Origin of the sequence: Caballeronia sp. SL2Y3, assembly GCF_022879575.1 — a bacterium.
GTDB lineage: Bacteria > Pseudomonadota > Gammaproteobacteria > Burkholderiales > Burkholderiaceae > Caballeronia.
Map to the genome: position 1 here is coordinate 330022 of NZ_CP084260.1, position 24668 is coordinate 354689.

Below are 24668 nucleotides of genomic sequence, written 5' to 3' on the forward strand. Positions count from 1 at the left end.
GAGTGCTGAAATTAAGAGCAATCGCGTGCAAGTGTTTAAATCTTCTATGAAAGCAGGCGCGGCCATAGAGGATAAGTCCCGCGTCTGCCACACAAGCCGCGCAAGTTCAGCGCCGCTGGCCGAACATCATCTGCCGCGCGAGCGCCGTTTTGAGCGGCGGCAGGAATTCGAGCGCGGTCAGCGCCAGCCCCCGCGCGGCCGCGAGCGGCGCGAAATCCACCGTGAAGATGCGGGCGAGCGTATCCGTCGCGCCGATGGTGAAGCGCCGGTCGAGCGCGCGCCGCTGTGCGAAGTGCGCGAGCGCGAGCGGGCGTGGTCCGTCGGTCGAAAGGGCGTCGCAGAGCGCCTGCGCGTCGCGCAGCCCGAGGTTCAAGCCCTGGCCCGCCACCGGATGCAGCGTCTGCGCCGCGTTGCCGATGGCGACCGTGCGCCGGTCCACCAGCGTGTCGAGCGCGGTCAGCCCGAGCGGGTACGCCGCCCGCCCGACGATGCGCGTGAAGCGCCCCATGCGCGAGCCGAACGCGACGCCGAGTTCGGCAAGGAAGGCCTCATCGTCGAGCTGCATGCGTCGCGCGGCTTCATCGGGCGAGCAGCACCAGACGAGCGAGTAGTCCGCGTGACGCTGGCCACCGCAGGGCAAGAGCGCAATCGGCCCTTGATTCGTGAAGCGTTCCCACGCGACGTTGGCTTGCGGGTCCGACACGCTCACAGTGCCGACGATGGCCGTCTGCCCGTAATCGCGAGCCCGGCGCTGCGCGGATTCCGCGACATCGCGCGGACCTTGCTGATACAGCCCGCCTTCTGCGTTGACCAGCACGCGCACCCGGATCATGCGCTCGACGCCGCCCGATTGCAGCGGCAAGGTCACGCCTTCGTTGTCCTGCAAGGGCGGCAGGGCGGACGTATCGGTGAGCCAATTGACCTTAGTCGCACGCACGGCCTTCGCGAGCGCGCTGACGAGCGAGCCGTAGCGCACCACGTAACCGAGTTCCGGCAAGTCGTGTTCGTCGTGCTCGATCAGCGTGCGCCCGAAATGCCCGCGCTGCGAAACGTGGATGCGGCGGATCGGCGTGACGTCGGCGGGAAAGCCGAGCGGCTGGAGCATGACGCGGCTGCCGTGCGAAAGCGCGAGCGAGCGCGGATCGTTGGCGGCGGCTTCGGGCGTGCGCGCGTCGATCAGCGCGATGGAAAGCCGCGAGGTCGCGCTGCGCCGCGCGAGCCAGCCGGCGAGCGCGAGCCCGACCGGCCCCGCGCCGACGATGGCGATGTCGTAATCGAAATGCGGCTGCGTGATGGCGTCGCTCATGTCGTGAGATTCAATGGCTGATGGATTCGCGCATGAGCGCCTCGATCTCGTCGGCTGCGACGGGGACTTCGCGCGTCAGCAACTCGCAGCCGCCGGGCGTGACGAGCGCGTCGTCTTCGATTCGGATGCCTGTGTTCCAGAAGCGCTCGGGCACGTCCTCGGCGGCGCGCACGTACAGGCCCGGCTCGATGGTCAGCACGTTGTCAGCCACGAGCGTACGCCAGGGACGCGCGCCTTGCTCGTCGCGGGGCCCGTCGGCTTCGCGATATTCGCCCGCGTCGTGCACATCCATGCCGAGCCAATGGCCGGTGCGATGCATATAGAAGCGCGCGTAGGCGCGTTCCGCGATGACGTTCTCCACGCCGCCGAGCTTCGCTTTATCGAGGATGCCGGTGTCGAGCAGACCTTGCGACAGCACTTCGAGCGCGGCCTGATGCGGCGCGTCGAAGCTTACGCCGGCGCGCGTCGCGTCGATGGCGGCGGATTGCGCGGCGAGCACGATGTCATAGAGCTCGCGCTGCGCCGGCGTGAAACGGCCGCTTGCCGGGAACGTGCGCGTGATGTCGGAGGCGTAGCCGTCCAGCTCGCACGCGGCGTCGATGAGGACGAGGTCGCCGTCGCGCAGGATCGCATTGCCCGCCGGGTAATGCAGCACGCAGGCATTCGCGCCTGCGGCCACGATGGAACCGTACGCGGGCGCTTGCGCGCCGCGCCGCCGGAACGTGTAGAGCAGTTCCGCGTCGAGTTCGTATTCGCGCATGCCGGGGCGGCAAGCGTGCATCGCGCGGCGGTGCGCCTCGGCGGAGATGGAAGCCGCGCGGCGCATGACCGCGATCTCGTGCGCGTCCTTCACCATCCGCATTTCATCGATGATCGGCAATAGATGCTGCGCCCGCGTCGGCGCGCGCACGCCGCTGCGGCTTTGCGCCCGCACGGCGTCGAGCCAGCCGCGAACCTTGGCGTCGAGTTCAGCCGACGTTCCGAGCGCGTAAAAGAGCGCGGGCTGATCGGCGAGGAGGCGCGGCATGTGTTCGTCGAGCGCGCCGATGGCAAAGGCGGCATCGAAACCGAACGCCTTGGCGGCGGCTTCCGGGCCGTAGCGAAAGCCTTCCCATGTCTCCCGTTCGGCGTTCTTCTCCCGACAGAACAGGACCGACGCAGGATCGCCATCCGGCGCGCTCGCGTTCAGCACGAGCGTCGCCTCGGGTTCGCTGAAGCCCGTCAGGTAATAGAAGTAGCTGTCGTGGCGGAACGGATAGTCGGTGTCGCGATTGCGCATGACTTCCGGCGCGGTCGAAAGGACGGCGAGCCCGCCGCCCTGCGCGCGCAACTGCGCGAGCACGCGCTCGCGGCGGCTGCGGTAGACATCGACGGCGATCGGGCTGACATCTTCGGTAAGTGAGTTCATGCGCCGATTGTAGCGCCGGCCTACAAGCTGCGCGAATAGGCCATTCGGCCTAGTGGTCGCATGTCACACGGCGGGGCATACTCGCCCGAAAGCGGTCGAGCTTGTTACCGCGCGTCTACTCGTCCGCCCGGTTGCGCACGCTGCCCGCCACGAGGTCGAAGCGGAACAGCCGGCATTCGAGCGCGCCGTTGAATAGCGGCGTCTTGGTCGATTCGCGCAGCCGGAGCATGCCGGGCAGCTTGCGGTCGGACGTCAGCACATAGGCGCGCCACCCGGGGAAGCGCTGCTTGAGCGCGTTGCCGAATGAGACGAAGAACTCGGTGTCGGCGGGATCGGGCTGGGCGCGGGCGAATGCGTCGTCGTCCTCGCGGCGCGACCGAGCCGTGTCGCGGATTTCGCCGCGCGGGCCGCGTCCGCGCACTTCGATGCGTTCGCCATACGGCGGATTCGCGACGAGGATGCCGGGCGCGTCGGTGGGCGGCGTCATGTTGCGGGCGTCCACCTGCTTGAGCGAGAGTTCCGGCACGCCGGCGCGGCTCAGGTTCGCGCGCGCCTTGTCGAGCATGTCGCCGGAGATGTCGCTGCCGAAGATGTTGATGTCCTTCGCGTTGGCGCGCGCGGCGCGCTTCGCTTCCATCGCGGCGTTCTTGAGCTTTTGCCACATGCCCGGATGGAACGGCTTGAGCTTCTCGAAGCCGAAGCGCCGCTCGCTGCCCGGCGCGATGTTGAGCGCGGTCTGCGCGGCCTCGGCGAGGAACGTGCCGCTGCCGCACATCGGATCGAAAAGGGGCGTGCCGGGCGTCCAGCCGGTGAGGCGCAGGATGCCGGCGGCAAGATTTTCGCGAAGGGGCGCCGCGCCCTTGTCGAGCCGCCAGCCGCGCTTGAAGAGCGGTTCGCCGGAGGTGTCGAGATAGAGCGTGCACTCGTTCATGGTGACGAACGCGAACACGCGCACGTCGGGCTGCGCCGTATCGATGCTCGGGCGTGCGCCGCTCAAGTCGCGCAGGCGGTCGCACACGGCGTCTTTCACGCGCAGCGTGGTGAATTCGAGGCTTTTGAGCGGCGATTTGATCGCTGTCAGATCGACGCGCATGGTCTGGCTCGGCGTGAACCACTGTTCCCATCGCTGCCGATGCGTCAGTTCGTAGATATCGTGCTCATTGCGATACGGGCCGTGCGCGATCTTCAGCAACACGCGGCTCGCGATGCGCGAGTGCAGGTTCGCCGCCATGCCCGCGACCCAGCCGCCCCGGAAGTGCACGCCGCCCGGCACTTGCGCGCCGACGGTGAGCGGACCGCTTCCCGAGAGCGGCGCGGTGCTGACGTGTCGCTCCCCGATCTCGGCAAGCTCGGCGGCGAGCGGCGCTTCGAGGCCGCGCGGGCAGGGGACAAACCAGTCGAAGAGAGGGGAGGACATGTGGGGCGGTTGCGGGGTTCAAAGGCGGTATTGTACGCGGGCGAACTTCGAAAGGCTGTGCGCTAGAATCTGCCGCGGCGTCGTTTCCGGGCCGCGCCGGCCAAGCAGATGGCAACGTCTCGCTTTGCTTCGGACCAGACGTGCAGTGAGTGCGGTGGTCGTTCATTCGCAACGTGTTAGTCCGTCCGAGAAACAAATTCCCCAAGATCCGACAAAGCGACGCGTCTTGCCGTCGGCGTTGTCCAGGCGTTCGAAGAAGTCATTCGTCGATTGCTTCGGATAGACATGCCCTTCCGAGCAACGGTGTTCTGGCCCACGTTGCTGCGCCTCTTGTAAAACTCGGCTTCGCCGTCGAGGCAGGGAAAAAGCACGCGGACAAGATGCGCGTCCCCGTCTTATATGAAAACAACGGACGAGTCGCCAAGGCATTCGAAGCGGATGCCTATCACGCGGACGAACGGTTCGTTGTCGAAGTCGAGGCCGGACGTGGAGTGGCCAACAACCAGTTCCTCAAAGACCTCTTCCAAGCGTGCATGATGGATGACGTCGACTATCTGGCGATTGCGGTCCGGAACGTCTACGTTGCCGCGGGCGTGACGAATCCGGACTTCGAGCGCGTCGTCACGTTCTTCGACACCCTCTTTGCGAGCAACCGAATGCGGCTTCCTCTGAAGGGTATCTTGATCGTTGGCTATTGAATGGTAAGTGGCATGACTTTACGCGCTCGTCACGACTGGCGAACGAGCGCGGTTCTTCTCAGTCGTCAACCCTCACTCCACCGCCTTCATCATCTCCTCCACCACCTTCTTCGCATCCCCGAACACCATCATTGTCTTGTCCATATAGAACAGTTCGTTATCGAGCCCGGCGTAGCCCGCCGCCATCGACCGCTTGTTCACGATGATCGTCCGCGCCTTGTACGCTTCGAGGATAGGCATCCCCGCGATAGGCGATTTCGGGTCCGTCTTCGCAGCCGGGTTCACCACGTCGTTGGCCCCGAGCACGAGCACCACGTCGGTCTGCCCGAATTCGCTGTTGATGTCCTCCATCTCCTGCACCATCTCGTACGGCACTTCGGCTTCCGCGAGCAGCACGTTCATATGCCCCGGCATCCGTCCCGCGACCGGATGAATCGCGTAACGCACGTCGATGCCTTTCTCCACGAGCTTGTCCGTCAGCTCCTTCAGCGCATGCTGCGCGCGCGCGACGGCCAGCCCATAGCCCGGCACGATCACCACGCTTTCGGCGTTGCCGAGCATGAACGCGGCGTCATCGGCGGAACCGGATTTCACCGGCCGCTGTTCCTGTGCGCCGCCCGCCGCCGCGCCGCCCGCCTCGCCGCCGAAGCCGCCCAGAATCACGTTGAAGAACGAGCGGTTCATGGCGCGGCACATGATGTACGAGAGAATCGCGCCGGACGAACCGACAAGCGACCCCGCGATGATCAGCATCGGATTGTTGAGCGAAAAGCCGATGCCCGCCGCCGCCCAGCCGGAGTACGAATTGAGCATGGAGACGACCACAGGCATGTCCGCGCCGCCGATCGGAATGATGATGAGCACCCCGAGCGCAAACGCGATCAGCGTCATGATGACGAACGGCAGCCACGACTGCGTCACCATGAAGATGATGCCGAAGCCGATCATCGCCACAGCCAGCAGCAAGTTGATCAGATGCTGCCCGGAGTACACCACCGGCGCGCCCTGAAAAAGCCGGAACTTGTACTTGCCCGAGAGCTTGCCGAACGCGATGACCGATCCCGAAAACGTGATCGCGCCGACGAACGTGCCGATGAACAACTCGACGCGATTGCCGTACGGAATCAGATAGCCCAGCGGCGCGAGTCCGAACGCGGACGGCTCCGCAACCACCGCATACGCGATGCACACGGCCGCGAGACCGATCAGCGAGTGCATCGCGGCGACGAGCTCGGGCATCTTCGTCATCTCGACTTTCGCCGCGATATACGCGCCCGCCGCGCCGCCGATAATCAACGCGGCGAACAGAAGCGACAGCCCGAGCGAGAGATTGGACCCGAGATAAGCGGCCTGTTTCGCGATCAGCGCGAGCGTCGTGAAAATGGCGATGGCCATGCCCGCCATGCCGAACGTATTGCCGATGCGCGCGGTCTTCGGATTCGACAGGCCCTTGAGCGCCTGAATGAAGCACACCGAAGCGATCAGATACAGCAGAGTGACGACGTTCATGCTCATTTACGCGCCCTCCTTGCTGGTCAGCTTTCTCGGCTCCTTCTTCTTGAACATTTCGAGCATGCGCCGCGTGACGAGAAAGCCGCCGAACACGTTCACCGCCGCGAGCAGCACCGCGAGCGCGCCGAAGAACTTGCCGGTGCCGCCGACCGTGAGACCGACCGCGAGCATCGCGCCGACGATCACGATCGCCGAAATGGCGTTCGTGACGGCCATGAGCGGCGTATGCAGCGCGGGCGTCACGTTCCAGACCACGTGATAGCCGACGTAGATCGCCAGCACGAAGATGATGAGGTTGATCACCGTATGGTTGATGACGTCCATGTTCGTCTCCGTGTCAGGCGGTCGCGCGGGCAAGCTGTCCGTCGCGGCACTGGAGCGTGGCCGCGACGATGTCGTCCGCGAGGTCGATGTTGAGCGTGCCTTCCTTCGTCAGGATGAGCTTCAGGAAGTCGAGCAGATTGCGGGCGTAGAGCGCGGAGGCGTCGGCGGCGACCATCGAGGCCAGATTCGTGTGGCCGACGATATGCACGCCGTGCTTCGTCACCACCTGATCGACTTCGGTGAGCGGGCAATTGCCGCCTTTTCTGCCTTCGAACTCGGGGCCGCGTCCGGCGGCGAGGTCCACGATCACCGAGCCCGGTTTCATGTGCTTCACCGTTTCGACCGAGATGAGCGTCGGCGCGGGACGGCCGGGAATCAGCGCGGTGGAAATCACGATGTCGGCCGCCTTCGCGCGTTCGTGCACGAGCGCCGACTGTCGCGCGAGCCAGCTCGGCGGCATGGGCCGCGCGTAGCCGCCGACGCCTTGCGCCGCCTCGCGTTCCTCGTCGGTTTCGAAGGGCACGTCGACGAACTTCGCGCCGAGCGATTCGATCTGCTCCTTCACGGCCGGCCGCACGTCCGACGCTTCGACCACGGCGCCGAGGCGCTTCGCCGTCGCGATTGCCTGGAGGCCCGCGACGCCCGCGCCCAGCACGAGCACGCGCGCCGCCTTCACCGTGCCGGCGGCGGTCATGAGCATCGGCATGAATCGCTGGTAGTACTGACAGGCCATCAGCACGGCCTTGTACCCGGCGATGTTCGCCTGCGACGACAGCACGTCGAGGCTCTGCGCGCGCGTCGTGCGCGGCGCGGCTTCGAGCGCGAACGCGGTGATGTTCGCTGCTGCGAGCCGCGCGGTGTTCTCGGTGTTGAACGGATCGAGCATGCCGATGAGCACGGCGCCCGGCTTGATCGTCGCGAGTTCTTCGGCGGACGGCGACTGAACCTTGAGCACGATGTCGGCTGAGAGCGCGGTGGCGGCATCGACGATATCCGCGCCCGCTTGCGCGAACGCGTCGTCGATATAGCTTGCCCGCTCGCCCGCGCCGCTCTGCACCGAAAGGCGGTGTCCTTGCGCAACGAGCTTTTTGACCGTCTCCGGCGTGGCGGCGACGCGCGCCTCGTTCGCCCGCGTCTCGGCAGGCACTCCGATATGCATGTTGAATCCTCCTGTCTTTTCTTTTCTTGCCCTTCGCGCGCGGCCACGCACGAGGGAGAGACCAAGGCTGTTTTCGAGTTTCAGATGCTGACGGACGACTTCTCAACTCTAACTGAAGAATATGCGCCCAACATGCAATCCGGGGCGCGATCGCACCCCGCGCTAACCCTTAGGCCGCGCGCACGTGATCGGACGGGTGACGGTAAAATGTCGGCCATGAAATCAGATACTTGGGCTCCTCACGTTACGGTCGCGGCGGTCGTCGAGCAGGACGGGCGCTTCCTCGTCATCGAGGAACACACGTCCGCAGGGCTGCGAATCAACCAACCGGCCGGTCATCTCGAAGCGGGCGAAACGCTCGTCGAGGCGGTCGTTCGCGAGACGCTGGAAGAAACGGCGCATCGCTTCGAGCCCGAGGCGCTCGTCGGCGCGTACATGACGCACTTTCAGCGTCCGGGGCGCGACGTGACGTATCTGCGCTTCACGTTCTGCGGCAAGTCTGCGGGCGAAGTGGCGGGGCGCGCGCTGGACAAAGGCATCGTTCGCACGATGTGGCTCACGCCCGACGAACTGCGCGCGACGGCCGCGCAGCATCGCACGCCGCTCGTCATGCAGTGCGTGGACGACTATCTGGCCGGGCGGCGCGTGCCACTCGATTTCATCCATACGCATTCGGTCGCGCCGGTGGTGCGCTCCTGACGCGCTCGCGCGCCAACAACGCGGTAATCCTATGAGCAAGCGAAGAGTAGTGGTGGGCATGTCGGGCGGCGTGGATTCGTCGGTGACGGCGTGGCTGCTGAAAGAGCAGGGCTACGACGTGGTCGGCCTGTTCATGAAGAACTGGGAAGACGACGACGACGGCGAATACTGCTCGACGCGGCAGGACTGGATCGACGTGGTGTCGGTGGCGGACCTGATCGGCATCGACGTCGAAGCGGTCAACTTCGCCGCCGAATACAAGGACCGCGTGTTCGCCGAATTCCTGCGTGAGTACTCGGCCGGCCGCACGCCAAATCCGGACGTGCTGTGCAACGCCGAGATCAAGTTCAAGGCGTTCCTCGATCACGCGATGTCGCTCGGCGCGGAAACCATCGCGACCGGCCACTACGCCCGCGTGCGCGAGCACGATGGCCTCTTCCAGTTGCTGAAGGCCACGGATTCGACGAAGGACCAGTCGTACTTCCTGCATCGGCTGAATCAGCAGCAGCTTTCGAAGACGCTCTTCCCGCTCGGCGAAATTCCGAAGACGAAGGTGCGGGAGATCGCCGCGCAGATCGGCCTGCCGAACGCGAAGAAGAAGGATTCGACCGGCATCTGCTTTATCGGCGAACGGCCGTTTCGCGATTTCCTGAACCGCTATCTGCCGACGCAACCCGGCCCGATGAAGACGGCCGAAGGGAAAGTCGTCGGCGAGCACATCGGACTCGCGTTCTACACGTTCGGACAGCGCAAGGGCATCGGCATCGGCGGCGCGAAGGACGGCAGCGGCGAGCCGTGGTTCGTCGCGGGCAAGGACATGGCGAGCAACACGCTCTATGTCGTGCAGGGCCACGACCATCCGTGGCTTCTGTCGCAGACGCTCGTCGCGGGGAACAAGAGCTGGGTCGCGGGTTTCGCGCCCGAGAACGGCACGGCGTGCGCGGCGAAGACGCGCTATCGGCAGCAGGACGCCGCGTGCCGCTTCGCCGCTGCGGACGACGGTCATTTCCAGTTGAACTTCGACGACGCGCAGTGGGCGGTGACGCCGGGACAGTCGGCGGTGCTGTATCAGGGCGACGTGTGTCTCGGCGGCGGGATCATCGAGAGCGCGGCGGCGGACGTGGCATCGCCCGCGCCGCGCGCGGTGGCGGCTGCCGCAAGCTGACGTCGCGTGCCCCGGACGCGCGTGTTCCGGGGCGCGCATCGGAAGCCATCGGCTATCGTCTCGATAAAAAGTCATTTGATACAATCGCTTGACTATCTACCTATTGGTAGATAAAGTACGCCCATCGACATCGGATGAACGGTGAATCACGCGATGGACAAGTACACGGTACGCGAGGCGCTGCTGGATCACGCGCAGACGGTCATGATGAAGCGCGGCTACAACGGCTTCAGTTATCGCGACTTGTCGGACCTCGTCGGCGTGAAGACGTCGAGCATCCACTACTACTTCCCGACGAAGGAAGACCTCGCGCTCGAAGCGGTGAACGCCTATAGCGCGGACGTCATGTCCTCGGTCTATGCCATCGACAGTTCGGCCTCCGCCGACAAGAAGCTCGACCGCTACACGAAGCTCTTTGGACGCATCATCGGCGACGGAACGCAAGTCTGCCTCTGCGGCATGCTGGCGGCGGACATTGAGTCGCTGCCGGAGAAAGTGCGGCATGCCATTCAGGCGTTCTTTCGCGCCAACGAAAACTGGCTGGCAAAGGTCCTCGCGGAAGGCGAGGCGCAGGACACGCTCGATGCCGGAGGCAAGCCCGAGGCGGCGGCGCGCGCCCTCTATGCCGCATTTCAAGGCAGTCTGCTCGCGTGCCGATTGTTTCAGACGCGGGCGCGTCTGGACGAAGTCGCCGCAACCGTGCGGCGGTAGATAACCCTGTGGATAAGTCTGTGAAAAACCCGTTTTCCCTCGTGCCTTTGTCTATCGTTTGATAGGTAGATTTTGGCGTAACTGAAGCCGTCTGGGCGCAGTGCAGCGTCGTTCGCCTTTGAATGGCGCGCCCGGCTGCGGGTTGGCGTCAGCCGCGCTCTTGCCGCGCAGTGCATAAAGCTGGCGAATCCGCCGATGTGTCTATCTAGTAGTAGATTTACGTAAAACGTTCGTTTCCTTTTTACCGACCGGAGAACACCATGAAAAAGCTGAAAGCCACGTTGCTCGCCACCGCCGTTGCCACCGCCGTCCTGTCGCATACCGCAGCCGACGCCGCGCCGGTGCTCGAACCGACGACGCAGCAATTTATCGACACGCTCGCCGCGAAGAACGGCCCGCCGATCTACACGCTTTCTCCGGCGGACGCGCGCAACGTGCTCGCAGGCGCGCAAGCACAGCCGGTGAAGAAGGAAGCCGCGAAAATCGAAGACCGCGTGATAGAAGCCGGTCCGACAGGCAAGATCGCGCTGCGCATCGTCCGGCCGGCGCATGCGAAGGGCACGCTGCCGGTCATCATGTATTTCCACGGCGGCGGCTGGGTGCTCGGCGACAAGAACACGCACGACCGGCTGGTGCGCGAGATTGCCAACGGCGCCGAGGCCGAAGTCGTGTTCGTCGACTACGACCGGTCGCCGGAGACGAAGTATCCGGTGCCGATCGAAGAAGCGTACGCGGCGACGCGCTATGTGGCGGACCACGCCCGCGAGTTCAACGTCGATGCGTCGCGCATCGCGGTGGCCGGCGATAGCGTCGGCGGCAACATGGCCGCGGCCGTGACGCTGCTCGCGAAGGAGCGGGGCGGCCCGGCGCTGCGCGCGCAAGTCCTGTTCTATCCGGTGACGGACGCGAACTTCGACGACGGCTCGTACAACGAGTTCGCCAACGGCCCATGGCTCACGCGCGACGCGATGAAGTGGTTCTGGGACGCCTACGCGCCGAACGCGGCGGATCGCGCGAAGGTCACGGCGTCGCCGCTGCGCGCAAGCATCGATGAATTGAAGGGATTGCCGCCGGCGCTCGTCATCACCGACGAAAACGACGTGCTGCGCGACGAAGGCGAAGCCTACGCCCGCAAGCTGACCGAAGCCGGTGTACCGGTGACGTCCGTCCGCTACAACGGCACGATCCACGATTTCGTGATGCTGAACGCGCTGGCCGAGACGCCCGCCACGCGCGCCGCGATCGCGCAGGCCAACGCGACGCTCAAGGCCGCGCTGAAGAAGTGATGCGCCAATGCCGGGCCGCTCCCGCCTTGCGCGGGAGCGCGGCGCTCAGCGCGGCTCGGTATCGATGAACGATTGCCGTTGCGCGAGCCGCGCGTAGAACTTGTCGAGCGCCGGGTGCGCCTCGCGCCAGTCGAGGTCCGGCATGCGGAAGTCGAGATAGCCGAGCGCGCAGCCGCACGCGATGTCGGCGAGCGTGAAGCGGTTCGCGGAGCACCACTGTTTCGCGTCGAGACCACGCGCCATCGCGCGCAGAGCATCCTCGATCTTGTGCCGCTGCCGCGCAATCCACTTCTCGCTGCGCTGTGCTTCGTCGCGCAGCACGCCTTCCAGGCGAATCAGAACGGCGGCGTCGAGCATGCCGTCCGCGAGCGCTTCCCAGCAGCGCACTTCGGTGCGCTCGCGCCGTTCCTGCGGCAACAGCTTGCCCACGGGCGTCAGCGTGTCCACGTATTCGCAGATCACGCGCGAATCGAACACCGCCTCGCCGCCGTCCAGAATCAGACACGGCACTTTGCCGAGCGGGTTGAAGTCGTGGATCTTGGAATCGGATGCCCAGACGTCTTCGAGCACCAGTTCGCAGTCGATCTTCTTTTCCGCCATCACGATCCGCACCTTGCGGACGAATGGACTCGTGTGCGAACCGATCAGTTTCATCATCTATTCTTCGCGTTCGTTTCGGATAAAGCGGAGGTCGATCTTAACCGGGCGCGCCTGCGCCAACCGCATTTTCGAGATGCGGCGCAGGCCGGTGTCGTCTGGCGACAACATGCCGTTGCGACAAGACGCTCAGTGCTGCTCATCAGCAGACGAAACACGGTGCGAAGCAGACGGAAATATCGGGTTCCTATGCGTTCGGCGCATGCAACGCGCCGAACTTACTGCGCGCTGGCCGTCGTCGCGCCATCCGACGCCGGGCACGGCAAAACCGGCGCGGGGCGCGCGCTGGCCGCCGCCGCCTTGCCCTTGGCGGACGATGGCGCCGCCACAGCGGGCGGCAGCGCAGCGAGACTTCGCACGCCTGCCGAAATCGCCGTGGCGAGCGCATTCACCGCTTTGCGATGCCCGTCGACCAGCGCGCCGTAGCCTTCGCCGACAGGCTCGGCCTCGACCGTTCGACAGGTCATGACCGTCTGCGAACCGGCGGCGCGCACGCTCCAGACCGCATCGAGCACGGCCCGCGAGCCCGGCCACGACTCGAACCGCTGCACCTTCACCGTCACGCGATACACCGGCGCGGACTCCGGATACGGCGTGCCGTAGACATCGATCGCATTCAACTGCTGCGACAGATCGCTCGACAGCGCGCGCCGCACTTCGTCGCCGGGCAGCGAGGCCCAGCGTTCCTGTTCCAGCACGCTCACCTGCGCGGGACTCGTCTGCACGACCAGCTGATTGCGCGAAACCTGCTCCGGCATGTCCACCGGCGCGAGCTGGAAATAGAACGCCGCCGCAGAGGACGACACCGCAGCCGGCGTCTGCGCCGCGCCGCCCAGGGTATAGAACCGGCTCGACGGCGAGGACGCGCACGCGCACAGCGCGCCCGCCGCGCCCACGGTCAACAACAACGCGCCGAACCTCATGGTTTGTCCTCCGGTTTCCCGCGCAAGAGCGATTCCGGATGACGTTCCAGATAATCCGCCAGCGCATTGAGCGATTGAAGCGTCCGCGTCAGTTCCTGCATCGCCTGATGCACGTCGGACTGAAGCGGCGAGTCCTGCTGCAGCGTCGATTGCGCCGCGCCGAAGGTTTTCTTCGCCTGCGTGAGCGTGTCGCGCATTTCCGGCATGACTTCCTTGTTGAGCTGGTCGAAGAGTGTATTGGCGTTCTTCAGCGACCCGTTGAGATTCGTGCCGATCTGGTCGAACGGAATCTTGTCCAGCTTGCGCGCGATGTCGGCAATCTGCAGTTGCAGTTCGTCGAGCGTGTTCGGCACTGTCGGCAGTTCGATCGGATCGCTCGCGACGTTCACCTTCGCGGGCGCGGCTTTCGGGAAGAAGTCGAGCGCGACGTAAAGCTGGCTCGTCAGCAGATTGCCGGTGCGCAACTGTCCGCGCAGGCCACGCTTGACGAGCAACTCGAGCATGTCGTGGCTCTGCTCCGTTCCCTGTTCGGGCAGCGCGGCTTTCGCGCGGCGGCCGAGCCGGTCCGGATAAAGATCGATGGTCACGGGCATCATGAACGAATGCGTCTGCTGGTCGTATCGCACGCCGATGCCCGTCACCTGCCCGAGCACGATGCCGCGGAAATCGACCGGCGCGCCGACCGACAAGCCGCGCAACGACTGATTGAAGTTCATCACCACATGCACGGGATCGCCATCGGGGTCGCGCATCGCGTCGGCCTGATCCGAGGCGAGGCGGAAGGTTGCGTTCTCCTTCGCTTGCGCGCCGGCCTGCTGATTCGGCGGCGTCTGAAACGCGATGCCGCCGAGCACGACGGTGGCGAGCGACTGCGTGTTGAGCGTGAAGCCGCTCGAATCCAGCCGCAGATCGACGCCGCTCGCGTGCCACCAGCGCGAGTTCGTGCCGACGTACTGGTCGTACGGCGCGTTCACGAAGACCTGCATGGTGACGCCGGTGCCGTCTTTATCGAGCGAAAACGCCGTCACCTGCCCGACCTGCACGCGCCGGTAGTACACCGGCGAGCCGATGTCCAGCGAGCCGAGCGATTCGCCGTGCAGCGTGAACGTGTGTCCTTTCTGGTCGCCGGTGACGGCAGGCGGCGTCTCCAGACCGACGAAGTAGGTCTGGTCCTCGGTCGATTTCCCCGCGTCCGCGCCGATGTACGCGCCGGAAAGCAGCGTGGAAAGGCCGGTGACGCCGCTTGCCGCCACGCGCGGGCGCACGACCCAGAAGCGCGTGTCCTTCACGGCGAAATCGGTGGCTTCCTTCGTGAGCTGCACATCGACGAGCACGCGCGAATGATCCTTCGACAGCGTGATGGTCTTGACCGTGCCGATGTCCACGTCCTTGAACTTGACCTTGGTCTTGCCGGGCTCCAGGCCCTCGGCGCTTACGAAACTGATGGTCACGGTCGGGCCGCGGCTCGACACCGTCTTCACGACCAGAAACACGCCGATCAGCGCCGCGACGATCGGAATGACCCACACGAGCGACGGCAGCCAGCGGCTGCGCGGCTCGATCACCGGCTCGGGCAGTCTCGGCGGCAGGCCGTCGCCGCTCGTTTCCTCGGGAGGCTTAGGCGTATCCGGCCCATTCGGACCTTGGGCACTAGTCATATTTCTTTCCTGACGGTTCTATGTTGTCCCATATCAGACGCGGGTCGAACTGCATGGACGCGATCATCGTCAGGACGACGACGGACGCGAACGCGAGCGCGGCCGGCCCCGCCGTAATGACCGCGACCGACTTGAAGCGCACCAGCGCGACGGTGAGCGTGACGACGAAGATATCGAGCATCGACCATCGGCCGATGCCTTCGACGATGCGATAGAGCGTCGTGCGCTGACGCGGACGCCACGTCGAGCGCCGCTGCACGCTCACGAGCAGAAACGCGAGCGACAGCAGCTTCAGCATCGGCACGAGAATGCTCGCCACGAAAATGACCACGGCGAGCGGATAGTCGCCATCGTTCCAGAACAACGCGACGCCGCTCATGATGGTGTCGTCTTCCGCGCCGAGAATCGACGACGTGTGCAGCATCGGATAGACGTTCGCGGGAATGTAGAGGATCGCCGCGCTGATGAGCAGCGCCCACGTGCGCGCAATGCTGTCCGGATTGCGCCGGTGCACGGCCGCGCCGCAGCGCGTGCAGCGCTGCTTTTCGACTGTGCGCGCGAGCGGCTGCACGAGGCCGCAGGCGTGGCAGCCGACTACGCGCTCGCGCGAGGCCGTCGTGAAAAGCGTGGGCGGTTCGGCGCCGGGCGCGGGCGAGTCGGTGTTGCGCGGCGCGTCGGTCACGATTTCTGCCTCGCGGGCGGCGCGACGGCTGCACGCTCGCGCAGGGGAAGCTGACCCGCGAGATCCCAGAGCGAGCGCGGATCGAAACTGACGACGACCGCCACCATCAGCGTGAGCGCGCCGAACGCGAAAAGCGCGGCCTCCGGAATCACGCGCGCGACGCTCAGCATCTTCACGAGCGTGACGAGCACGCCGAGCATGAACACTTCGATCATGCCCCACGGCCGCACGAACTGAATCGCGCGCAAGGTGAGGTGAAAGCCCGGCGGCACGTAACCAGCGCGCACGGGCATCAGCACGTAGAGCAGCGCGGTCAGTTCGCAAAGCGGAAACAGGATGGTCGCGCAAAACACGAGCACCGCGACAAATTCCATATGCTCGCCCCACAGCGCGATGATCGCGCCGATGAGCGTCGTCTGCGAGGTAATGCCGTTCGCGTCGAGCTCGACGATGGGAAACGCCTGCGCGATGACGAAGGTGATGAGCGCGGCGAGCGTCGTCGCGCAGATGCGGTCGAGGTTGGATGTCATGCCGCGGTAGAGTCGCGCGCCGCAGCGCGGACAGTTCGCGGTGCTATGTTCGGGCAGCGCGCGCTTTCTGGAGAGCGCGTCGCATTCATGACATGCGATCAGTTCTTCTGAATCGTTCACATTCATAGTCGATGCCGGGCCTTCTCATGCGTGTTCGTGGGGCGCCGCAAGATCGGCCCGGGGCAGTAAGAGCAAGTCCCGGGCCAGCGCGCACGGTAGCAGCATGGTATCAAAGACCGATGACGCGCGACGATACGGCACGCTGGAAGCGCAAGTGGGACCGGCGCGGAATAAACCGGCCGACGGTTCCGTTCACTTCTGGCCGCGCCCGCAGGCGTCGACCGTTGCATGCGCGGAATAGTTCGTTGCATGGATGCAGTACATCGCTGCAAAACGGCCGCAAAGCCGCGCCAGTGCTGGCCCGGAGCCTGGGCGGCATGTTCCGGCGCGTGTGATGGCATTTCGCCGCTGTTCGGGTAGCATGGCGGCGCATGCATCGGCCAGACGCATATTACGCACATTCAGGACATCAGCATCATGGAAAGCAGTGTCGGCATCTCACAAGCCACTACGACCGAGCGATACGGCGCGACGGCAATCGCGTTTCATTGGCTCATCGCGCTCTTGATCGTCGGCGGGTTCTATCTCGGTTGGATCATGACCGATATTCCCGGCTTCACCCCGACCAAGCTCAAGTACTTTTCGTGGCACAAGTGGATTGGCGTGACCGTGTTCGTGCTCGCGGCGCTGCGGCTCGTGTGGCGCATGACGCATCGCGCGCCGGCCATGCCGGCCGGCATGCCGCGCTGGCAGCAGGGCGCGGCGCACGTCACGCATATCTTGCTTTACGTGCTGATGATCGTGATTCCCGCATCCGGTTATCTGTACAGCTCGGCGGCGGGCTTGCAGGTCGTCTATCTCGGCGTGCTGCCGCTGCCGACGATCATTGGCCCCGACAAGGCACTCAAGGCCACGCTGCGCATCGTCCATGTGGCGCTGAACTACGGCCTGCTCGTGCTGGTCGCGATGCATGTGCTCGCGGCGCTCAAGCATCATTTCGTCGATCGCGACGGCTTGCTCGGCCGCATGCTGCCCTTCATCAAGTGATCGAGGCGCAACGTTCGATTGTTTCCTCGCCGTTGGCAAGGCATGTCCGGCTCATTGTTGGTTCCCGCATGCTTTTGATTTCCAATACCGGTTGCTCGTCGATACGTCTAAAAAGGCACAAAAGGCACACATGAAAATGAAACTCAATGGTTGGATGCTGGCGGCGGTGGCCGCGGCATCGCTCGCCACGGCGGCGGGCGCACAGGCGCAAGTGGATATGGCGAAGAGCTCGGTCATCGCCACGTCCAAGCAAATGAACGTGCCCACCGACGGCAAGTTCAACAAGTTCAACGCGCAGATTTCGTTCGATCCGGCCAAGCCTGCGGCGGGCAGCGCGAACATCACCATCGACACCGGCAGCTACGACCTCGGCGACGACGACTACAACAAGCAGGTGCGCGGCAAGGAATGGTTCGACAGCGCGACGTATCCGACCGCCACGTTCGTTTCGAGCGCCATTGCGCCGGCGGGCGGCAATCAGTACAAGGTCACGGGCAAGATCACGATCAAGGGCAAATCGCAGACGGTCACGGTGCCTGTCACCGTCACGCAGCAGGGCGCGACCGAAACCTTCGACGGCTCCTTGCCGATCAAGCGCTCGCAGTTCGATGTGGGCACGGGCGAGTGGAAGGACACGTCGGTGGTCGCGGACGATGTCGTCATCAAGTTTCATATCGTCGCCGCGAAGAAGTAAGCGGCGGCCGTTTCGTTCAACAACGTAAATTCAACGTTCATTCAGTCAGGAGAAGCACTTGAACAAGCTTTCGATGATCGCCGCCGGCATGCTCGCAGCCGGCCTGTCCTTCAGCGCGATGGCCGCTGACACGTATCAGCTCGACCCGAACCACACGTATCCGAGCTTCGAGGCAGACCACTTCGGCGGCGTGTCGACGTGGCGCGGCAAGTTCAACAAGAGCAGCGGCACTGTCGTGCTCGACCGCGCCGCGAAGACCGGCACGGTGGACGTCACGATCGACATGTCGTCGGTCAACACGGGCAACGCCAAGCTCGACGAGCATCTGCAGAAGCCGGAATTCTTCGACGCCGCCAAGTACCCGACGGCCGTGTACAAGGGCACGTCGATCAAGTTCGACGGCGACAAGCCGTCCGAAGTCGTCGGCACGCTTACGATGCACGGCGTGACGAAGCCGCTGAACCTGAAGATCGAAAGCTTCAAGTGCTTCGTGAACCCGATGATGAAGAAGGAAGTCTGCGGCACGGAAGCGACGGGGACGTTCGATCGCGGCGACTTCGGCGTGGACTACGGCAAGTCGTACGGCTTCAGCCTGAAGACGGTGCTGCATATCCAGGCTGAAGGCGTGAAGCAGTAAGTCTCGGCGCATCGCGCGAGAGAAACGAAAAGGGCCGGTCATCGAGACCGGCCCTTTTGCTTTTGCGCTGGAAAGAAGCGTTAAACCTGAGCGCCCGCGTTCGGGTCGTTCGGATCGTACTTGTCCTTCTTTTCCTTGATCAGATCTTCACGCTTGACGCCGAACCACATGGCGAGCGCGGCGGCAACGAACACCGACGAATAGATACCGAACAGAATACCCACGGTCAGCGCGAGCGCGAAGTAGTGCAGCGTCGGACCGCCGAAGAAGAACATCGAGAGCACCATCATTTCGGTACAGCCGTGCGTGATGATGGTCCGCGACATCGTGCTGGTAATGGCATGGTTGATGACTTCGATCACCGTCATCTTGCGCTGCTTGCGGAAGGTCTCGCGAATCCGGTCGAAGATAACGACCGACTCGTTCACCGAATAGCCGAGCACCGCGAGAATCGCCGCGAGCACCGAGAGCGAGAACTCCCACTGGAAGTAGGCGAAGAAGCCGAGAATGATCACCACGTCGTGCAGGTTAGCGATGATGCCGGCCACCGCGTACTTCCATTCGAAGCGGAACGACAGGTAGATCACGATGCCGATCACGACGCACGCCAGCGCGGCGAGCCCGTTGGTCACGAGCTCCTTGCCGACCTGCGGCCCGACGAACTCCACGCGCTGCAAGCTGACTTGCGCGTCGTTCGACTTGAGCGCGCTCATCACCTGATCGCTCTGCTGCGCGGAGGTCAGGCCCTGCTTGAGCGGCAGGCGGATCAGCACGTCGCGCGAGGTGCCGAAGTTCTGCACTTGCGCGTCGCCGTAACCGAGCTTCGCCATGGTGGCGCGCACCGGTTCGAGCGGCACGGCCTGCGGATACTGCACTTCGATGACCGTGCCGCCGGTGAACTCGACCGACAGATGCAGCCCGCGATGCACGAGGAAAAAGACGGCCGCGAGGAACGTGATGAGCGAGATCGCGTTGAAGATCAACGCGCGCTGCATCAGCGGCAAGTCGCGGCGAATGCGGAAGAATTCCATGTTTCGTTTCTCCGGGGCTCAGGGCTTAACCGACTGGCCCGGTTTCTGTTGATCGATGCCGGGGCCCGAGCGGCGGCGCACGGTCGGCTTGCCGGTGCGCGGGGCCGTCTGAGCGCTTGCGCGCGGCGCGGCCGCTGCGGCGCGCGCCTTGGCCTTGCTGCGGGCGGCCGGAACGACTTCTTCGACGACCGCTTCGTCGTCCTGCTGCGCGGCCAGATACGCCGCAGCGGCGGATTCGGCGCTCGCGCCTTCCGGACGCCACACTTGACCGATAGCCAGCGACTTCAGCTTCTTCTTGCCGCCGTACCACAGGTTCACGAGACCGCGCGAGAAGAACACGGCCGAGAACATGGAGGTCAAAATGCCGATGCAGTGCACGACCGCGAAGCCGCGCACCGGACCCGAGCCGAACGCGAGCAGCGCGAGACCGGCGATCAGCGTGGTGACGTTCGAATCGAGAATGGTCGCCCAGGCGTGCTTGAAGCCTTCCTGAATCGCGGTCTGCGGCGGCGCGCCGTTGCGCAGTTCTTCGCGGATACGCTCGTTGATCAGCACGTTCGCGTCGATCGCCATCCCGAGCGCGAGCGCGATAGCGGCGATGCCCGGCAGCGTCAGCGTGGCCTGAAGCATCGAGAGAATCGCGACGAGCAGCAGCAGGTTCACCGACAGCGAGAGCATGGAGATCAGGCCGAACAGCAGGTAGTACACGATCATGAAGACGGCGATCGCGGCGAAACCGTACGTGACCGAATCGAAGCCCTTCTTGATGTTGTCCGCGCCGAGGCTCGGGCCGACGGTGCGTTCCTCGATGATGTCCATCGGCGCCGCGAGCGAGCCGGCGCGCAGGAGCAGCGCGAGGTCGGTGGCGGCCTGCGGCGTCGGCTGACCGGTGATCTGGAAGCGGTCGCCCAGTTCGGACTGGATGGTCGCGACCGTCAGCACTTCGCCCTTGCCCTTTTCGAAGAGCACCATCGCCATCGGCTTGCCGATGTTGTCGCGCGAGACCGCGCCCACCGCGCGTCCGCCTGCCGAATCGAGACGGATGTTCACGGACGGACGCTGATGATCGTCGAAGCCTGCGGACGCGTCGATGATGCGGTCGCCCGTGAAGATCACCTGCTTGCGCAGAAACACGGTGCGGTCGCCTTGCTTGAACGCTTCGTCGCCGGGAGGAACGGCGTCGTTCGGGCCCGAGGCGTAGGTGTTGACCGGGTCCGCGAGGCGCGCTTCGAGCGTCGCCGTGCGGCCGATGATGTCCTTCGCCTTCGCCGTGTCCTGCACGCCCGGCAGCTCGACCACGATGCGGTCCGCGCCTTGTTGCTGAATCACCGGCTCGGCGACGCCGAGCTCGTTCACGCGGTTATGCAGCGTCGTGATGTTCTGCTTGAGCGCGCCGTCCTCCACCGTCTTCTGCGTGCCCGCCGAGAAGGTGCCGACCACCTGAACGCCGTCGCCGCTCTGGCGCGTCGTCCATTGCAACTCGGAGACGCCCGTGGAAAGCAGGTTGCGCGCGTTGTCCGCGACCGCCTGATCCGAGAAATTCACGACGACCGATTGCCCCACGCGATTCACGCCGCCATCGCGAATGTTGCGATCGCGCAGAAAAGTGCGGGCGTCGGCTGCGTCCGAATCGAGCTTCTTGTTCAGCGCGCCGGCCATGTCCACCTGAAGCAGGAAGTGCACGCCGCCGCGCAAGTCGAGACCGAGGTACATCGGCAGCGCGTGCAGGGCCGTCAGCCAGCGCGGCGAGGCGCTCTGCAGATTCAGCGCGACAATGTATTGCGGATCGGTCGGGTCGCTGTTGAGCGTTTTGGTCAGCAGGTCCTTCACGCGCAACTGCGTGTCGGTGTCCTTCAGGCGCACGCGAATGTTCGCGTTGGTCTGCGAATTGTCGAACGTGACTTCGTCCGCCGTGATGTGGCTCGCGGCGAGCGCGCCTTCCACATTCGCGAGCGTGGACGAATCCAGCTTGACGGTCGCCTTGCCGCTCGACACCTGCACGGCGGGCGCTTCGCCGAAGAAATTGGGAAGCGTGTACACGAGACCGATGACGAGCGCCACCAGCATCACGACATACTTCCAAAGGGGATAACGATTCATGGGGATGGCCGAACAGAAAGTTGGCTTCGGGGGAGAGGGCGTCCGGCGTTATGCGCGACGAGCCGCTTGAGTGACTCGTGTGACTCGGAGGGCTCGGAGCGAGGCCGCGCCGGACGCGAAAGAATCTGGCCTTACAGCGACTTGATGGTGCCCTTCGGGAGAATAGTCGTGACGGAGGCCTTCTGCACGGTGATTTCCGTGCCTTCGGCGATTTCGACGCCGACATACGCTTCCGACACCTTCGTCACCTTGCCGACGATGCCGCCGTTGGTCACCACTTCGTCGCCCTTGGCCATGGCGGCCAGCATGTTGCGATGCTCCTTCTGACGCTTCATCTGCGGACGGATCATGATGAAATACAGCACCGCGAACATCAGGATCAGGGGCAGGAAGCTCATCAGGCTCGATTCCGCGCTGCCCGCGGTGGCGCCTTGTGCAAAGGCATTCGAAATGAACGACACGTTGGTCTCTCCGTTATACGTCGAAAATACGTCGAAATTGCGATTCAAAAACCGGCTTGGAAATTAGCCCGACATTCTACCACTCGCCCATGCCGGCAAGACGCCGGAATGCGCTTTGGCATCAAGCCGTTAGGCCCGCGCGCGGGCCGTTCGGGCGAGCGTTAGAAAGGTGATTGTAATGCGAGCGGCGCGACGGCTGGCGTAAGTTAGTCGACCCCGCGCGCCCGGTTTTCCGCGAACGTCTTGCGGAACGCCTCGAAGCTGTGATTTTCGATCGACTCGCGCACTTCGCCGATCAATTGCAGGTAGTAGTGCAGGTTGTGGATGGTGTTCAACTGCGCGCCGAGAATTTCGCCCACGCGATGCAGATGATGCAGATACGCCCGCGTGAAGTTGCGGCAGGTGTAGCAGCCGCAGCTTTCGTCGAGCGGTTTCATCGAATTCTTGTGCGTCGCGTTCTTGATCTTCAGATCGCCGAAGCGCGTGAAAAGCCAGCCGTTGCGCGCGTTGCGCGTGGGCATCACGCAATCGAACATGTCGACGCCCGCCGCCACGCCCGCCACGAGATCCTCCGGCGTGCCGACGCCCATCAGGTAATGCGGCTTGTCGGCAGGCAGTTTCGGTCCGATGTGGTTCAAGACGCGCATCATGTCTTCCTTGGGCTCCCCGACCGACAGCCCGCCGATGGCAAAGCCGTGAAAGCCGATGTCCGCGAGTCCCGCCAGCGATTCGTCGCGCAGGTCTTCGAACATGCCGCCCTGCACGATGCCGAAAAGCGCATTCGGGTTGCCGAGCCGCGTGAATTCGTCGATGGAACGCTTGGCCCAGCGCATCGACATGCGCATGGAATCGGCGGCTTCCTGGTGCGAGGTCGGCACGCCGTTGGTCGCATACGGCGTGCATTCGTCGAACTGCATGACGATGTCCGAGTTCAGCACCTTCTGGATCTGCATCGACACTTCGGGCGACAGGAACAGCCGGTCGCCGTTGATCGGCGACGCGAACGTGACGCCATCTTCGGTGATCTTGCGCAGATCGCCTAGCGAGAACACCTGGAAGCCGCCGGAATCCGTGAGAATCGGCCGGTCCCAGCCCATGAAGCGATGCAGGCCGCCGTGCGCGCCGATCGTCTCCAGTCCCGGGCGCAGCCAGAGGTGAAACGTGTTGCCGAGAATGATCTGCGCGCGAATTTCTTCGAGCTCGCGCGGCTGAATCGCCTTCACGGTGCCGTACGTGCCGACCGGCATGAAGATCGGCGTTTCGATCACGCCGTGATTAAGCGTCAGGCGGCCGCGGCGCGCCTGGCCGTCGGTCGTCAGCAGTTCGAACTTGAGGCCGTTGTCCGGCGGGGTGTGATTCTCGGTCATGTAGATTCCTGTGCTACCGGAGAACAGTCCGGCGCGTCGGGTTGAGAAATCAGGCGCGCGTGAGCAGCATCGCGTCGCCGTAGCTGAAAAAGCGGTAACGCGCCTCGATCGCGTGACGGTACGCCTCGCGGATCGTCTCCATGCCGGCGAACGCGGAGACGAGCATCATCAGCGTCGATTTCGGCAAATGGAAGTTGGTGATCAGCCGGTCGACGATGCGGAATTCGTAGCCCGGCGTGATGAAGATATCGGTTTCCGCGCTGGTCGCGGCAAGCGGGCGGCCGGCCTCGGCGGCGTCGCGGGCGGCGGCTTCGAGCGCGCGCATCGACGTCGTGCCGACCGCGATCACGCGATTGCCGCGCGCCTTCACGGCCGCGATGCGATCCACGAGCGACTGCGGCAGCGCGTACCACTCGCTATGCATCTTGTGCTCGGCGATGTTGTCGACGCGCACCGGCTGGAACGTGCCCGCGCCGACGTGCAGCGTGAGCGTCGCGCGTTCGACGCCGCGCGCATCCAGCCGGGCGAAAAGGGCGTCGTCGAAATGCAGGCCGGCCGTCGGCGCGGCCACCGCGCCGGGATTCGCGGCGTAGACGGTCTGGTAGCGCGATTCGTCGTAGGCGTCGGCGTCGTGCTCGATGTACGGCGGCAGCGGCAAGCGCCCGTATTGCTCGATGAGCGTCAGGCAATCGGCCGGAAAATGCAGCGTGTAAAACGGCTCGACGCGCTCGCCGACAGTGACGTCGAATGCGTCCGCGAGCTTGATCGTGCTGCCCGCCGTCGGACTCTTGCTCGCGCGAATCTGTGCGAGCGCGGTCGTCGAACCGGTGAGGCGCTCGATCAGCACTTCCACGCGTCCGCCACTGGCCTTCTGGCCGAAGAACCGCGCCTTCAGGACTTTGGTATCGTTGAAGACGAGCAGGTCGCCCGGCTGAATCAGGTCGGGCAGTTCGGAAAAGCGCCGGTCGATGAGCGTGGCCGGCAAGGCGCGGTTGTCCACTTCGAGCAGGCGGCTCGCGCTGCGCTCGGCGAGCGCGCTCTGCGCGATCAGCTCGGGCGGCAGATTAAAATCGAAATCGGAAAGCGTGAACATGGCTTGAAGTCGTGCGAACGAAGCTGAAAACAGGCACCAGCGC

General features: G+C 64.5%; 24 protein-coding genes. 8 read left to right on the forward strand and 16 right to left on the reverse strand.

All coding sequences use genetic code 11. From position 1 onward, the window contains the following. Positions 1-106 precede the first annotated feature (106 nt). The 3 genes from LDZ26_RS01620 to LDZ26_RS01630 all read right to left on the reverse strand — a co-directional run bounded on the left by LDZ26_RS01620 (position 107) and on the right by LDZ26_RS01630 (position 4131). Positions 107-1306, reverse strand: a complete 1200-nt coding sequence (locus LDZ26_RS01620) for a UbiH/UbiF/VisC/COQ6 family ubiquinone biosynthesis hydroxylase (protein ID WP_244847883.1) — start codon at positions 1304-1306, stop codon at positions 107-109. A gap of 10 nt (positions 1307-1316) precedes the next feature. Next, positions 1317-2714 (reverse strand): aminopeptidase P N-terminal domain-containing protein, encoded by a 1398-nt coding sequence (locus LDZ26_RS01625; protein ID WP_244847884.1) that lies wholly within the window; start codon positions 2712-2714, stop codon positions 1317-1319. Positions 2715-2829: 115 nt separating this feature from the next. Then, positions 2830-4131: a class I SAM-dependent RNA methyltransferase gene (locus tag LDZ26_RS01630; RefSeq protein ID WP_244847885.1), complete on the reverse strand. Its 1302-nt coding sequence runs from the start codon at positions 4129-4131 to the stop codon at positions 2830-2832. 380 nt (positions 4132-4511) lie between these two features. On the opposite strand from LDZ26_RS01630, the gene LDZ26_RS01635 reads away from it, so the two are divergent. Continuing rightward, positions 4512-4829 carry a hypothetical protein gene (locus tag LDZ26_RS01635; RefSeq protein WP_244847886.1) on the forward strand — a complete coding sequence of 106 codons (318 nt, stop codon included), beginning with the start codon at positions 4512-4514 and terminating at the stop codon, positions 4827-4829. 72 nt (positions 4830-4901) lie between these two features. On the opposite strand, the gene LDZ26_RS01640 is transcribed toward LDZ26_RS01635, so the two are convergent. The 3 genes from LDZ26_RS01640 to LDZ26_RS01650 are packed head-to-tail and all read right to left on the reverse strand — an operon-like array spanning position 4902 to position 7824. After that, positions 4902-6344, reverse strand: a complete 1443-nt coding sequence (locus tag LDZ26_RS01640; protein ID WP_244847887.1) for an NAD(P)(+) transhydrogenase (Re/Si-specific) subunit beta — start codon at positions 6342-6344, stop codon at positions 4902-4904. Further along, positions 6345-6665 carry an NAD(P) transhydrogenase subunit alpha gene (locus LDZ26_RS01645; RefSeq protein WP_175939459.1) on the reverse strand — a complete coding sequence of 107 codons (321 nt, stop codon included), beginning with the start codon at positions 6663-6665 and terminating at the stop codon, positions 6345-6347. A gap of 13 nt (positions 6666-6678) precedes the next feature. Then, a complete protein-coding gene (locus tag LDZ26_RS01650) occupies positions 6679-7824 on the reverse strand; it encodes a Re/Si-specific NAD(P)(+) transhydrogenase subunit alpha (RefSeq protein ID WP_244847888.1) in 1146 nt (381 codons plus the stop codon). Positions 7825-8040: 216 nt separating this feature from the next. On the opposite strand from LDZ26_RS01650, the gene LDZ26_RS01655 reads away from it, so the two are divergent. The 4 genes from LDZ26_RS01655 (at position 8041) to LDZ26_RS01670 (ending at position 11685) form a co-directional block, all read left to right on the forward strand. Continuing rightward, the gene (locus tag LDZ26_RS01655; protein WP_244847889.1) at positions 8041-8523 is read left to right on the forward strand and encodes an NUDIX hydrolase; all 483 of its coding nucleotides are present in this window, start codon (positions 8041-8043) and stop codon (positions 8521-8523) included. A gap of 31 nt (positions 8524-8554) precedes the next feature. After that, positions 8555-9688: a tRNA 2-thiouridine(34) synthase MnmA gene (gene mnmA / locus LDZ26_RS01660; RefSeq protein WP_244847890.1), complete on the forward strand. Its 1134-nt coding sequence runs from the start codon at positions 8555-8557 to the stop codon at positions 9686-9688. Between the two features lie 153 nt (positions 9689-9841). Beyond that, positions 9842-10399 carry a TetR/AcrR family transcriptional regulator gene (locus LDZ26_RS01665; protein WP_244848821.1) on the forward strand — a complete coding sequence of 186 codons (558 nt, stop codon included), beginning with the start codon at positions 9842-9844 and terminating at the stop codon, positions 10397-10399. A 260-nt stretch (positions 10400-10659) separates the two neighbouring features. Continuing rightward, entirely contained in the window at positions 10660-11685 is a 1026-nt protein-coding gene (locus tag LDZ26_RS01670; RefSeq protein ID WP_244847891.1) for an alpha/beta hydrolase, read from the forward strand. Positions 11686-11730: 45 nt separating this feature from the next. Here the strand turns inward: LDZ26_RS01670 and LDZ26_RS01675 are convergent, their stop codons facing one another. From LDZ26_RS01675 to LDZ26_RS01695, 5 genes are all read right to left on the reverse strand, one after another. After that, the gene (locus LDZ26_RS01675; RefSeq protein WP_244847892.1) at positions 11731-12342 is read right to left on the reverse strand and encodes a glutathione S-transferase; all 612 of its coding nucleotides are present in this window, start codon (positions 12340-12342) and stop codon (positions 11731-11733) included. Positions 12343-12560: 218 nt separating this feature from the next. Next, a complete protein-coding gene (locus LDZ26_RS01680) occupies positions 12561-13265 on the reverse strand; it encodes a membrane integrity-associated transporter subunit PqiC (RefSeq protein ID WP_244847893.1) in 705 nt (234 codons plus the stop codon). Next, complete coding sequence (locus LDZ26_RS01685; protein ID WP_244847894.1) at positions 13262-14923, reverse strand: intermembrane transport protein PqiB; 1662 nt, start codon at positions 14921-14923, stop codon at positions 13262-13264. The genes LDZ26_RS01680 and LDZ26_RS01685 overlap by 4 nt, the downstream gene beginning before the upstream one ends. Beyond that, positions 14916-15605 (reverse strand): paraquat-inducible protein A, encoded by a 690-nt coding sequence (locus tag LDZ26_RS01690; protein ID WP_244847895.1) that lies wholly within the window; start codon positions 15603-15605, stop codon positions 14916-14918. Before LDZ26_RS01690 ends, LDZ26_RS01685 begins: the two co-directional genes overlap by 8 nt. After that, complete coding sequence (locus LDZ26_RS01695; protein WP_244847896.1) at positions 15602-16261, reverse strand: paraquat-inducible protein A; 660 nt, start codon at positions 16259-16261, stop codon at positions 15602-15604. Before LDZ26_RS01695 ends, LDZ26_RS01690 begins: the two co-directional genes overlap by 4 nt. 411 nt (positions 16262-16672) lie before the next feature. Between LDZ26_RS01695 and LDZ26_RS01700 the strand changes: the two genes are divergently transcribed. The 3 genes from LDZ26_RS01700 to LDZ26_RS01710 all read left to right on the forward strand — a co-directional run bounded on the left by LDZ26_RS01700 (position 16673) and on the right by LDZ26_RS01710 (position 18573). Continuing rightward, the gene (locus LDZ26_RS01700) at positions 16673-17242 is read left to right on the forward strand and encodes a cytochrome b (RefSeq protein ID WP_244847897.1); all 570 of its coding nucleotides are present in this window, start codon (positions 16673-16675) and stop codon (positions 17240-17242) included. A 130-nt stretch (positions 17243-17372) separates the two neighbouring features. Beyond that, complete coding sequence (locus LDZ26_RS01705) at positions 17373-17936, forward strand: YceI family protein (protein ID WP_244847898.1); 564 nt, start codon at positions 17373-17375, stop codon at positions 17934-17936. 73 nt (positions 17937-18009) lie between these two features. Next, a complete protein-coding gene (locus tag LDZ26_RS01710; RefSeq protein ID WP_370650657.1) occupies positions 18010-18573 on the forward strand; it encodes a YceI family protein in 564 nt (187 codons plus the stop codon). An 80-nt stretch (positions 18574-18653) separates the two neighbouring features. On the opposite strand, the gene secF is transcribed toward LDZ26_RS01710, so the two are convergent. The 5 genes from secF to queA all read right to left on the reverse strand — a co-directional run bounded on the left by secF (position 18654) and on the right by queA (position 24625). Then, positions 18654-19604 carry a protein translocase subunit SecF gene (secF, locus tag LDZ26_RS01715; RefSeq protein ID WP_244847900.1) on the reverse strand — a complete coding sequence of 317 codons (951 nt, stop codon included), beginning with the start codon at positions 19602-19604 and terminating at the stop codon, positions 18654-18656. A gap of 18 nt (positions 19605-19622) precedes the next feature. Further along, complete coding sequence (gene secD, locus LDZ26_RS01720; protein WP_244847901.1) at positions 19623-21704, reverse strand: protein translocase subunit SecD; 2082 nt, start codon at positions 21702-21704, stop codon at positions 19623-19625. Positions 21705-21835: 131 nt separating this feature from the next. Then, the gene (gene yajC, locus LDZ26_RS01725; RefSeq protein ID WP_159835259.1) at positions 21836-22165 is read right to left on the reverse strand and encodes a preprotein translocase subunit YajC; all 330 of its coding nucleotides are present in this window, start codon (positions 22163-22165) and stop codon (positions 21836-21838) included. Positions 22166-22371: 206 nt separating this feature from the next. Then, on the reverse strand, positions 22372-23532 hold the full coding sequence (tgt, locus tag LDZ26_RS01730; protein ID WP_244847902.1) for a tRNA guanosine(34) transglycosylase Tgt: 1161 nt from the start codon (positions 23530-23532) through the stop codon (positions 22372-22374). 49 nt (positions 23533-23581) lie between these two features. Beyond that, on the reverse strand, positions 23582-24625 hold the full coding sequence (queA, locus tag LDZ26_RS01735; protein ID WP_244847903.1) for a tRNA preQ1(34) S-adenosylmethionine ribosyltransferase-isomerase QueA: 1044 nt from the start codon (positions 24623-24625) through the stop codon (positions 23582-23584). Between the last annotated feature and the right edge of the window lie 43 nt (positions 24626-24668).